This window comes from Collinsella sp. AF31-11, from assembly GCF_003475605.1.
GTDB lineage: Bacteria > Actinomycetota > Coriobacteriia > Coriobacteriales > Coriobacteriaceae > Collinsella.
The window spans coordinates 1-12,049 of the sequence record NZ_QRQS01000021.1 but is presented as its reverse complement, the minus strand read 5'-3'; the positions used below and the strand labels follow the sequence as shown (position 1 = coordinate 12,049).

The following is a 12,049-nucleotide window of genomic DNA, read 5'->3' as shown; positions in this document are numbered from 1 at the left end:
GGGCATTCCCCGCCTCTTACACCACATCTCTGCGCGCTACCGCGCTGGGGGCTCGAAACAGGGGCACTCGATGCGGTTTCGTGCGTCCGTTCTCTCGCTCGTGGGCTCCGGGATGCTGAATATTCCGAAATTTGCACGGCGCCCCCTGGGGTACCTGTGGGCAAAAAGCAACCGCCCCGTCGAAGTTATGCATTCGACGGGGCGGTTTATGCATATAGCCGATTCAGGATGCGCTGCTGAGCTGTTAGAACTTGACGGTCGGTGCCTGGCGGGCGGCCTCCGCGGCCTCAAAGCCCTGGCGCTCCTTAAACTGGAAGATGCCGGCAAAGATAACGTTGGGGAACGTCTGAATGGCGTTGTTGTAGCTGAGCACGCAGTCGTTGTAGCTCTGGCGTGCGTAGCTTACCTTGTTCTCGGTGTCCTCGAGCGTGGCCTGGAGCTGCGTAAAGTTGGTGTTCGCCTTAAGGTCGGGATAGGCCTCGGCCACGGCAAAGAGCTGGCGCAGCGCACCGGTCAGCACGTTGTCGGCTTCCATCTTGGCCTCGGGCGTGGTGGCGCTCACGGCGGCGTTGCGCGCGTTGACCACGGCGGCGAGCGTATCCTGCTCGTGCTTGGCGTAGCCCTTGACGGTCTCGACCAGGTTGGGGATCAGGTCGTTGCGGCGCTGCAGCTGCGTGTCGATGTTCTGCCAAGCGTTGTCAATGCGATTGCGCTTGGTGACCATGTTGTTGTAGATGCCGGCGATGGCGCAGACGAGCACAACGACAACAACGATACCGATGATGACGGGAAGCATGATGTCTCCGTTTCGAATGGCAGCGGCGTCTTGCGCCGACCGTCGTTGGTATAACGCATCTAGTATACCCGCAACCGTTGGCGGTGCCGAACTTTCCGGTAAGCGTTATGTTTCAATCAAGGAGGAGACGCCAATATGTGAAGAGTGGTACAGGTGTAAGATATGCGACAGATTAAGGAATGCTGTCTACACCTTGAGGATGGCGATACGGATGGACCTTCGCATCAAGAAAACCTATCGTGCCCTGTTCGATGCCTTTACCGAGCTTTTGGAAGAGAATCGGTTTGAGGATCTGACGGTTGCCATGCTGTGCGACCGCGCCATGATTCGCCGCACGACGTTCTACAAGCACTTTCGCGACAAGAACGATTACTTTGCCTTTTATATCGATGAGCTCATGTCCGGCTTGCCGCAAAAACAGCCCGATGAGGCCGGCACAGTGTCTGCCGAGGACGTGCGCGCGCTTCGGCATGCGATTTTGGACGATGCCATGGATTTGATTCTGGCCCATGAGCAGCTCATGGACAACATTTTGGCGAGCAGCATGTCGGGAATGCTGACCAACGTTATTTGCGACCGTATTGCCCGCTCCATCCGCGAGCGTGTGATGAACGTGCTTGCCGAGGATGCCCTGGCCCCCGTGTCGCTCGAGACGACGTCTGAGTTTGTCGCCGGCGGCATTATTCGGCTTTTTACTATGTGGTGGGAATCGGGTCACGATCTGGAACGTCGCTCCGAGATAGCCGACGTTGTCGATGCGCTGTTCGAGCGGACCATGACACCGGTGCATCACTAAAAGTGGCGGAGAGAGGGGGATTCGAACCCCCGGAACGCTCTCGCGCTCAACGGTTTTCAAGACCGCCGCATTCAACCGCTCTGCCATCTCTCCGTGAGTCGTAATGATAGCATCGTTTTGAATTTGCAACAGGGAAGGCGAACGATGACGATCACCGAAATCGACGAGAAGTTCATGTGCGAGGCGCTGGCGGAGGCTCGCGCCGCCGCGGCGGTGGGCGAGGTGCCCATCGGAGCCGTGGTAGTGCGCGCGGGCGAGATCGTCGCGAGGGCGCACAATCGCCGCGAGCTCGATCAGGATCCTTCGGCTCATGCCGAGTTTGCGGCCCTGTGCGCCGCTGCTCGGTCGCTCGGTCGCTGGCGCCTTTCCGATTGCACGGTCTACGTAACGCTCGAGCCTTGCTGCATGTGCGCAGGGCTTATGGTTAACGCGCGCGTGGGACGCTGCGTGTATGGCGCGAGTGACGCCAAGGCGGGCGCGTTGGGATCCCTATACGATTTGAATGCCGACTCGCGCCTGAATCATCGGTTTAACGTGGCGGCTGGGGTCCTGGCGGATGAATGCCGCGAGCTGCTGAGTAGCTATTTTAGTGGGCTGCGTGACGCCGATGGTGCTGGCTGCGGTTGCGGGGCCGATCTTGAGGCACATGCCGCTCATGCTGAAGCGCTCGCGTGTGCCGAAGAGGATGCTGGCGCGGCGGTTGACTTTGGCCCCGCGTGCCGCCGGCCCCGCCGCGTGCTGTTGGCGATCGACTCCTTTAAGGGTAGCGTTTCGAGTGCGCAGGCAGAGGAGGCCGTTGCCGAAGGCGTGCACCGTGTGTGGTCCGATGCCGAGGTGTGCACATTGCTGCTGGCAGACGGCGGCGAGGGAACGCTCGACGCCATTGCCGCGTGCGGCGGTGAGGTTGTGACCTGCGAGGTAGCGGGTCCCTTGGGCAAGAGCGCGTCTGCCCGGATGCTGGTTGATGTCGAGCGCGAGTCCGCGGTCATCGAGATGGCCGAGGCGGCTGGCATTGGGTATTCGCCTTGCACGGAGTCGTCGGCGCTGGCTGCTACAACCTATGGCGTGGGCGAGCTCATGCTTCGCGCGGTTCGCAAGGGCGCAAAGACACTCTATATTGGTTTGGGCGGCAGTGCCACCAACGACGGTGGCGCCGGCATGCTGCAGGCGCTGGGCGCGCGTGTGGTCGATGATCGGGGCTGCGATATCGCCCCCGGTCTTGCCGGCCTTGAGCAGGTGGCGAGCGTTGATTTGGCGCCCGCGCTGCAGGCTTTGGATGGCGCTCGTATCGTTGTGCTTTCGGATGTCGAGAACCCACTCGTGGGGCGTCGCGGCGCGCTTGCGGTGTTCGGCGGACAGAAGGGTCTGCCGGCTGATGATGCCGAGGCGCTGAGCAGGTGCGACAGCTGGATGGTCGGCTACGGCCGCTTGCTCGACGCTGCGATTGCCGGGGCTCGAGTCCAGGGATTGTTGCGCGCACCCGAGGGCGCACGGACATTTGGCTCGGTGCTCGGCGTGCCCGGCGCAGGTGCCGCCGGCGGCCTAGGTGCCGCGCTGCTGGCGCTCGGTGCCGAGTTGCGCTCGGGCGTGGAGACGGTGCTCGATCTCGTGGGGTTTGACGAGCGTGTACGCGATGTCGACCTGGTCATTACAGGCGAGGGCAATATGGATGAGCAGTCCGCCGCCGGTAAGGCGCCGGTGGGCGTGGCACGCCGTGCCAAGCGGTGTGGCAAGCCGGTGATCGCTGTCGTGGGCGGTCGCGCTGTCAACCTGGATGCGGTATATGGGCGGGGTATTGACTTGGTTTTGCCGATCTGCCGCAAGCCCATGGACCTGGAGCGGGCACTCGATTCGCAAGAAGCCACAACCAACCTCATCTGTGCCGGCGAGTCTGTTGCGCGAGCCTACGACCTCGGCCGCATCTAGAAAAGTAGTCTTTTTGCACTTCAGGTGTTGACGCCGCCATTTATGTGCCATTAGTAGATTGCTCTTCGTTCAGTTGTTCGCCAATTAATCATGCCAATTAATTACCATTTCGGGCGAAGACGTGGATTATCTCCATGATGGGCCTCTTTGGTCATAATGTTGTCTTTAACTGTCCTTAATCAATAGATCGCTCGTGGGAAGAGAAGGCGACACCAGAGGGGGAGAAGGGAATTGGAGAGGAAAGTTTTCGGCGGGGGGGGCAGAGAGTCGCTGCTCTCTGCCTTGCGCTGGTTCTCGGCTTCGGATGTTTATCCGTTGGCGCGACGGCCGGTGTCGCATATGCGGCCACGGAATCGCGGACTGCGTATACTGCGGAGGAGTTTGAGATCACCCAGGACGGCGTGACCTATTCGTGCGAGACCACGGATAAGGGCACGGCGGAAATCACAGGTATTGTTGCCGACGACAGTGTGACCGCGGTGAGTGTGCCCAGCTCCATCGAGCATGGTGGCCAGACCTACAAAGTCACCAAACTTTATTTCTCGTCTGGTATCGTGGCCAAGAACGTTGAGCAGCTGACGCTTCCCGACACGCTCGAAAAAATGTACGGAGGGAATTTCCGGAGGTTCGCAAAGGTCAAGGAGCTCCATATCCCTGGCTCCATCAAGAACTTCGCTTGCTCGCTGCAAAACGCTGGCTCGCTCGAAAAGCTCTATTTCGATGAGGGCGTCGAGGAGATTAGCGCCAACATGATGGTCTATGGCTGCAGCAACCTTTCGGAGATCGATCTCCCCTCAACCCTCAAAATGATTTCGGGCTCGGGCGCCTTCGAGGGGGCTACGGCCCTCACAGGCATCGAGTTTCCAAAAGATGTCGCCTTCTCCGACACCATAACGGGCGTGTTCGAAGACTGCACGTCTCTGACAAGCGTGTCGTTGCCCGCTTCGGTTACCAAGATCCCCTCGCACATGTTTGACGGATGCACCTCTCTCACGTCCGTCACCGCGCTGAGCGAAATCGAGTCCATCGGGGATGGGGCGTTTCGGACTTGCTCGAGTTTGACTGGGATCGATTTCCCAGGCACATTGAAGAGCATCGGATCCTCTGCTTTCCAGGGGTGCGCCAGCCTGGTGAGCGTGCCCAATCTAAGCAAGGTGACAAAGATGGGCTGGGGGGCTTTTTACGAGTGCAAAAATCTGCAGGCGTCCGTGGATCTGTCCTCGCTTCAGAACATTCCGGACAATGCGTTCTGCTACACACCGGTTAAGATCGTGGGGCTTTGCGACAGCCTGAAGAGTATCGGTGAGTGGGCCTTTATCCAGAGCAACGTCGCCGTCCAGCTTCCCAGGACACTTGAGACAATTGGCAACTACGCCTTCTATTACGGCACGTTGCCGGAGCAGCTTTCCATTCCGGATTCCGTGACTTCCGTTGGCACGGCGGCCTTCTCGGGCGTAGGTGGCGTGAAGGATGTGACGATCGGGCGCGGCCTCACCGAAATACCCTCGGGTATGTTTGAAGGCAGCACGGTTAAAAAGATCACAATCGAAAACAGCATGGACGACATCAAAGGCTCGGAGAACCTCCCGTTCTTTGGCGTCGATATCGTCTACACGCGCGAGTCCATCGATGACGGCGTCGGCGGTACCGTGAGCGATGACAGCACCAAGACCCTTCAGGATCTGGTCGACGAGGCCCCCTATGACAAGGAAACCGTCATCACCCTGAAAAAGCACGTGAAGCTTGGCTCCACGCTCACGATTCCTGCCGGGAAGATGATTAAGATCACGTCGGATGAGCCCTATACCATCTTGGCAAAGAAAAGCGGCTTCTCCGTACTGGTCAATGTTGCCGAGGGGGCATCCCTCGAGCTGTCGGGGAAAGTGTCCCTGAGTGGTCGCTACAACAAGGGCGCCATTATTTCTAGCAGGGGAGCGGTTGTGCTCTCTGACGAGGCCGTTGTGTGCGACGGCGCTGCGAACACCGTCAATACGGGTGTCATCGACGTGTCGGGAGACAAGGCTTCGCTTACCATGACGGGCGGCGTTATCGAGCAGTGCGAACTTAAGGACGCGTATTGCGGCGCTGTCCACGCGAAAGACGGCGCTCATGTTGTCATGAAGGGCGGCGTTATCCGTAAGAACGGAATCGTCGTTACCGGAGACACTAACGGCTATCACCTCACATCTTCTGGCGTCATGTTGATGGGCAATGCCCGCTTTGACATGAGTGGAGGCAGCATCGAGGGCAACAGCGGCTATCGAGGCAGCGCGGTCCTTGCGTACAGCGAGGGGGAGGGCGATAGCCAAAGAGCCAAGTTCACGATGGCTGGTGGTCAGATTTCCGGCAACAGGAGCAGTAAACTGGAGGCGGGTTCCCTCGATCCCTCTGGAGCAGTTCACATTGAGGGCAACGCCGAGTTCACCATGACGGGTGGTGAGATCAAGAACAACGTAGTGACTGGCAACGGCAAAGGCGGCGGAGTGTGTGTGGTCGACCCGGGCTGTCAGGGCCGCGAAAACGGGAATACTGCTTTCACCATGCAGGGCGGCTCCGTATCTGGCAACTCCGCTTCCGCCGGCGGAGGCGTCTATAGCTATTCGGATGGCGTCACGCTCAGCGCGGGCGAGATTAAGGACAATACTGCTTGGAGCATGGGCGGCGGCGTGTATAGCGAAGGCAACGAGTATCTTGGCTATAGTACGCTCCATATCGAAAACGCTTGCGTTGTTGATAACCATGCGGATGGGCAGGGCGGCGGCATGTGGTTCTGTCCGACCGGAGATGCCAAGGTCTACGTCCAGGACGGCGGCCTGATCGCCAGGAATACGGCCTATGAGGCGGGAGACGACTTTGTCTTCACCGGCTTCAAAGACGCCAAATACAAACTGACCTTGGCCAACCGCGCTCCGGGCGGCGGAAAGGTCAGCTGGTACAGAGACGGTGGGCTGTTTAACCCCGAAGGCACTTTTGCGAAAACAAACCCCAAAATCCCGCGATTCACGCCCGATGGTGACAACGGCGAGCCACTGTCCTTTACCGACGCCACGCCGAACGTCGCGCTTAAATCTGTGATGAGCGAGGATGTGTATAACCTCGGCAAACGCCAGACGTCGCTGACGATCTCCGGCAATAAGGCCAAGCGGGGAGGCGGCATCGGCGCCAACGGCGGTGTCATCATCGGCAAGTCCGAGAACATCGACATTCGCATCAAAAAGGTCTGGGAGAACCCCAGGATTCCCCATCCTGATAAGGTAAAAGTAAATCTCAAGAACGGCGATACCGTCATCGATTCGATCACCCTGAGTGAGTCTGACGGCTGGAAGGGCGTCTTCTCTAACCTGCCGAAGTACGATGCCTCCGGCGCCGTGATCAAGTACAAGGTGGCCGAGGTCGCCGTCGAGGGCTACAGCTCCGAGGTCTCCGGCGACGCCGAGCACGGCTTCACCGTGACCAACACCTCCACGGCCGAGGTCTCGGTGCCCGTCGAGAAGAAGTGGGTCGGCCCGGCGGCCAAGAAGGCCACCGTGCGCCTGCTCGCCGACGGCGAGGACGCCGGCCAGTCGATCGAGCTCAACGAGTCCAACGGCTGGAAGGGCTCCTTCAAGGGCCTGCCCAAGTACTCCGAGTCCGGCTCCGAGGTCCGCTACACCGTGGCCGAGGACGCCGTCGAGGGCTACAGCTCTAAGGTCTCCGGCGACGCCGAGCGCGGCTTCACCGTGACCAACACTGTGAAGACGGGCGGGCTCGATGTCTCCAAGACCGTCGTGGCGCGCGAGGGCCTGGCGGTCGACGCGGACAAGACATTTAAGTTTGCGGTTGAGGCCACCGATGCCGCGGGCCGCAAAGTGTCCGGCACCTACGGTGACGCGACGTTCGAGGACGGCAAGGCGACCCTCAAGCTCAAAGATGGCCAGACGGCGAGGATCACGGGGCTGCCCGCGGGAACTGCCTACACGGTGACCGAGCGCGCCGCCGCTGGCTACAAGGCTGCGGTGAACGGAGCCGAGGGCTCCAAGGCCGAGGGCTCCATCGCGGCAGACCAGGTCTCCTCCGCCGCCTTCACCAACACCTTCGACCCCGCCCCCGCCACGGCGTCCGTCCCCGAGCTCACCAAGGTGCTCGCGGGCGGCCGCAAGCCCGGCCTCCAGGAGGGGGAGTTCGTCTTTGAGCTCTCCCTCGCCGACGGCGCGGGCAATGTGCTCGAGGGCTACCCGATCGAGGCGAAGAACGACAAGGACGGCAAGGTTTCCTTCGGCGAGCTCAGCTTCGCCAATCCGGGTGCCTACCACGCGACCGTGACCGAGAAGGCAAGCGGCGATGTCCTGATCGAGGACGATGCGCACGCCTACACCTTCGACGTCACGGTGACTCAGACCGGTTCCGGCCTTAAGGCCGAGATCTCCAACGAGCGGGGCAAGAAGACCTTCACCAACACCTTCACGCCGCACGACAACACCAAGACCGTCACCAAGGCGGACGTCTCGGGCGCCAAGGTCGATGTGGACGGCAAGCCGGTGGGCGTGGGCGATACCCTCACCTATACCATCGGCTGGGCCAATAACAGCGTCGACGACAGGGGCGCCGCGCAGGCGGCCGACGTGACGGTGACCGATGTCCTGCCCAAGGGCGTTAACTATGTTGAGGGTTCTGCCGACGGTGCCACCTACGATGCCGCGACGCGCACCCTTACCTGGTCTCTCGGTCAACAGAATGCGGGCGCCACGGGCACGCTCAGCTTCGACGTGAAGGTCTCCGCCGAAGCCGCCGTGGTCGACGACATCGCCAATACCGCAAAGGTCGAGGTGGGCGAGAACGAGTCGCAGACCAACACGACCCACAACAGCGTGTCCCGCAAGGGCAGCCTCACCGTCAAGAAGACGGTCGTCGGCGGCGACAGCCAGCGCGAGTTCGGCTTTACGGTCGCGCTGACCGACGGGGACGGCGAGCCCGTCTCCGGCACCTTCGGCAAGGGCGAGCATGCCGTGACGTTCACGGACGGCAAGGCGACCTTTACGCTTAAGGACGGCGGGGAGAAGACCGTTGCCGGCCTGCCCGTGGGCGCGCACTACACCGTGACCGAGGACACCGCCGAGGGCTACACGACTGCTGTTAACGGGGCTGACGGCTCCAAGGCCGAGGGCACCGTGACCGAGGACGGCGCGACCGTCGCGTTCACCAACACGTACGGAACGGCCACCGAGGGCAGGGACGTCTCCACCGCGGGACTCTTCACCAAGACGCTCGAGGGCCGCGACTGGGCGGAGGGCGATAGCTTCCAGTTCACGCTCGCGGGCGAGGGCGGCGCTCCCATGCCCGAGGGCTCTGCCGACGGCTCCAAGACCGTCAGTGTGACGGCCGCCGCCGGCACCAAGGCGGGCGATAGGGTCGCCTTTGACTTCGGCTCCATCCGCTACACGCTCAATGACATCAAAGATGCCGGGTTCGCCGAGGTCGGCGGCAAGCGCGTGCGCGCCAAGACCTTCACCTACACGGTGTGCGAGGTCAGGCCCGATGACGGCTCTGCCATCGCCGGTGTGGCCTACGACGGCCACGTCGCCACGATGACGGTGACCGTGACCGACGACGGCTCCGGCAACCTTACGGCCACGACGCCCGCGATCGCGCAGGCGAGCGGCGGCGACTTCATCAACACCTACACGACCAAGCTCGACTACTCGGCCCGCGCGGGTGTGCGCCTGTCCAAGACGCTCTCCGGCCGCTCCATGGAGGCGGGGCAGTTCGCCTTCACCGTGACCGCCGACGCCGAGACGGCTGCCAAGCTCGGCCTCAAGACCGACAGGGACGCCTACGCCGCGGCCGCTGCCGATGACGGAGAGGCCGACTTGATGGACATCATCGGCGGGACCGCGGGCGGCGACGTGAAGTTCACCGACGCCGACGCGGGCAAGGTCTACAGCTTCACCGTCGCCGAGACCAAGCTCGGCGGCGAGGGCTACACCAACGATACCGCGCCGCGCACGGTGACCATCGCGCCCGCCTACGACGCCGCGACGGGCAAGCTCACGGTCACGACCACAGTTGCCAAGGACGGTGTCGAGGTCGCCCGCAGCGAGGTCTCCACGGCAGATGACGCCATGGCGACGCCCGCGCCCGTGACGGTCGCGTTCCAGAACTCCTACGAGGCCACTGGAACGCTCGGCGGCGAGGGCAACGTGGCCATCAACGCCACCAAGACGCTGACGGGCCGCGCCGCGGCGGCGGGCGAGTTCTCGTTCTCCGTCCGCGATGCCCGGGGCAACGTGGTCGCGACCGCGACCAACCAGGCCTCCGGCGACGGCGAGGCCGCGGGACTTGCGTTCTCGCCTATTGCCTACACTACTGACGCGCTCGAGCGGATGGTGGGAGACGGCACCGCTACCAGGGCCGCCGACGGCTCCTGGGTCATTCCCTATACCGTTTCCGAGGACGGTACGGACCGGCTGCCTGCGGGCGTGACGGCGGCCACGTCGAGCTTCGGCATCACGGTCAAGGTGACCGATAACGGCAAGGGCGGGCTGGATGTGGCCGTGACCTACCCCGAGGGCTCCGACGGCACGCTGTCGTTTGTGAATGCCTATAGCGCCGGCGAGGCGACGGTCGACCTCGCTGGCACCAAGACGTTGGCGCTCGGCCAGGCCGGACTCGGCCTCACGCAGGCCGACATCGCGGGCAAGTACACCTTTAAGATTGAGCCGCTGGACGGCGCGCCCGCACCGGTTGACGCTTCGGGCAAGACGGTGGCCGAGGCGACCAACGACGCCACCGGCAACGTCGCGCTGGGCCACGTCACGTTTAAGCAGCCGAGCGACCTCGACGACGCCGAGATCGACGGCGACGGCCTGCGCACCAAGACGTTCGCCTACCGGGTGAGCGAGTCCGGTTCGGTCGACGGCGTGGTCAATGACGCGACGGCGACCAGGACCTTCACGGTCAGGGTGGTCGAGGACACCGCCGCGGGCACGCTTGTCGCGAAGGTCCTGCCCGCAGAGGGCACGCCCGAGGGCAAGGGCGCGTTCGAGTTCACCAACACCTACGGCGTGAATCCGACGCCGAGCTCCGTCACCGACCAGATCAAGGTGAACAAGAAGCTCAAGGGCCGTGACCTGGCCGAGGGCGAGTTCGAGTTCCAGCTGGTCGAGATTGCCACCGACGGCAGCGAGAGCGTCGCGGTGACGGGCAAGAACGCCGCCGACGGAACGGTCGAGCTCAGCCCCGTCACCTACACCGCGCCCGGCACGCACAGCTACGAGCTGCGCGAGGTCGCCGGCACGGCGGGCGGCGTGACGTACGACAGGGCGACGTACCGCGTGCGCACGACGGTTGCCGATGCCAAAAACGGCACGCTTACCGTCAAGCACGAGCTGGCGGATGCCGAGGGCAATGCTGTGGGCGACACCTCGGTGACCTTTACCAACGGCTACGAGGCCGCGCCCGTCACCCTCAGGCTGGGCGCCGCCAAGGTGCTCAAGGGCGCCGAGCTCAAGGCGGGCCAGTTTAGCTTTGAGCTCAAGGGCCGGGACGGCAAGGTCATGTCGACCGCCAAGAATGCCGCCGACGGCAGCGTCACGTTCGATGCGCTGACCTTCAAGCAGGCCGGCACCTACACCTTCACGGTGAGCGAGGTCGACGACGGCCAGGCGCACGTGACCTACGACAAGGCGGTGCACAGGATCGTCGTCACGGTGAGCGACGAGGCGGCAGACGGCACCAAGACGGGCTATCTGTCGGCGAAGGTCTCCTACGAGGGCGACGCCAACATACCGCCGGTCTTCACCAATAGCTATGCCGAGAATCCCGGGACCCCCGGCACCCCCGAGAACCCCGGCACGTCGGGCGGCGGCTCGGGCGGCGGTTCCGATAACGGCTCCGGCGGCAGCTCCGGCGACAGCTCCAAGGGCGGCATGCCCGACACCGGCGACCGCAGCCTGCCGGTCGAGGCGCTCGCGGCCATGGCCGGCATCGGCGCGCTGACCGCAGCGGGCGGCGCGGTCCTGTACCGCAGGCGCCGCTAGCGATATGGACGAGTGGGGCGAATCCATCCGATGGGTTCGCCCCACTTGCTCTGGCGGGCGGGAGCAGGTAAGATATACCGAGCGCCTAGCGCGCTCGATGGGTTCGGATGACGACATGTTCCGAATCTGGTCAGGTCCGGAAGGAAGCAGCCATAAGGAGCCTCTGTCGGGCATCCGAATCCATCGAGCGCACGGGCGCTTTTTTGGTGCCGCGATGCGGTCCCGGTGCCGGCGGGCTGTTTGGTGCCTCGCTGGTCCTCGGCTTTGCCTGCGGGATCGCTCGACTACCAAACAGCCCGCCGGCACCGGGACCACTTCGTCCAAAAATCACCCGTAAAGGCGCGTTAGCCTAATTAAATCTATCCCTTAAGGAATGCTGCTCGTTGGCGTTGTTTGGAGCGCGGTGGCGATGTGCTTCAAGAGACAGTGGCATTACCATTTGTTTTTACAAGTAAAGAGGCCCGTTTCCCTGGGTTGAACTGCGTCCCAAATCTTGGACGCCCTAAATAGCGACTA

The 12,049-nt window shown here is 62.6% G+C and carries 4 protein-coding genes, 1 tRNA gene and 1 other RNA gene; 4 read left to right on the top strand and 2 right to left on the bottom strand.

Going from position 1 to position 12,049, the window contains the following annotated elements; all coding sequences use genetic code 11:
• Positions 1-244: 244 nt before the first annotated feature.
• Positions 245-796 carry a LemA family protein gene (locus tag DWZ22_RS09885; RefSeq protein WP_199583496.1) on the bottom strand — a complete coding sequence of 184 codons (552 nt, stop codon included), beginning with the start codon at positions 794-796 and terminating at the stop codon, positions 245-247.
• A gap of 211 nt (positions 797-1,007) precedes the next feature.
• On the opposite strand from DWZ22_RS09885, the gene DWZ22_RS09880 reads away from it, so the two are divergent.
• Positions 1,008-1,592 carry a TetR/AcrR family transcriptional regulator gene (locus DWZ22_RS09880; RefSeq protein ID WP_158573332.1) on the top strand — a complete coding sequence of 195 codons (585 nt, stop codon included), beginning with the start codon at positions 1,008-1,010 and terminating at the stop codon, positions 1,590-1,592.
• 3 nt (positions 1,593-1,595) lie between these two features.
• On the opposite strand, the gene DWZ22_RS09875 is transcribed toward DWZ22_RS09880, so the two are convergent.
• Positions 1,596-1,685, bottom strand: a tRNA-Ser gene (locus tag DWZ22_RS09875).
• A gap of 51 nt (positions 1,686-1,736) precedes the next feature.
• Here DWZ22_RS09875 and tadA point away from each other — a divergent pair.
• The 3 genes from tadA to ffs all read left to right on the top strand — a co-directional run bounded on the left by tadA (position 1,737) and on the right by ffs (position 11,723).
• Positions 1,737-3,518 carry a tRNA adenosine(34) deaminase TadA gene (gene tadA, locus DWZ22_RS09870; RefSeq protein ID WP_118406040.1) on the top strand — a complete coding sequence of 594 codons (1,782 nt, stop codon included), beginning with the start codon at positions 1,737-1,739 and terminating at the stop codon, positions 3,516-3,518.
• Positions 3,519-3,919: 401 nt separating this feature from the next.
• Positions 3,920-11,533: a Spy0128 family protein gene (locus DWZ22_RS09865; protein ID WP_118406039.1), complete on the top strand. Its 7,614-nt coding sequence runs from the start codon at positions 3,920-3,922 to the stop codon at positions 11,531-11,533.
• A 94-nt stretch (positions 11,534-11,627) separates the two neighbouring features.
• An RNA gene (gene ffs / locus DWZ22_RS09860) (signal recognition particle sRNA small type) lies at positions 11,628-11,723 on the top strand.
• Positions 11,724-12,049 lie beyond the last annotated feature (326 nt).

Coding starts and splice junctions, on each gene's coding strand:
- DWZ22_RS09885 (WP_199583496.1), bottom strand. CDS start 796: ATGCTTCCCGTCATCATCGGTATCGTTGTTGTCGTTGTGCTCGTCTGC.
- DWZ22_RS09880 (WP_158573332.1), top strand. CDS start 1,008: ATGGACCTTCGCATCAAGAAAACCTATCGTGCCCTGTTCGATGCCTTT.
- tadA (WP_118406040.1), top strand. CDS start 1,737: ATGACGATCACCGAAATCGACGAGAAGTTCATGTGCGAGGCGCTGGCG.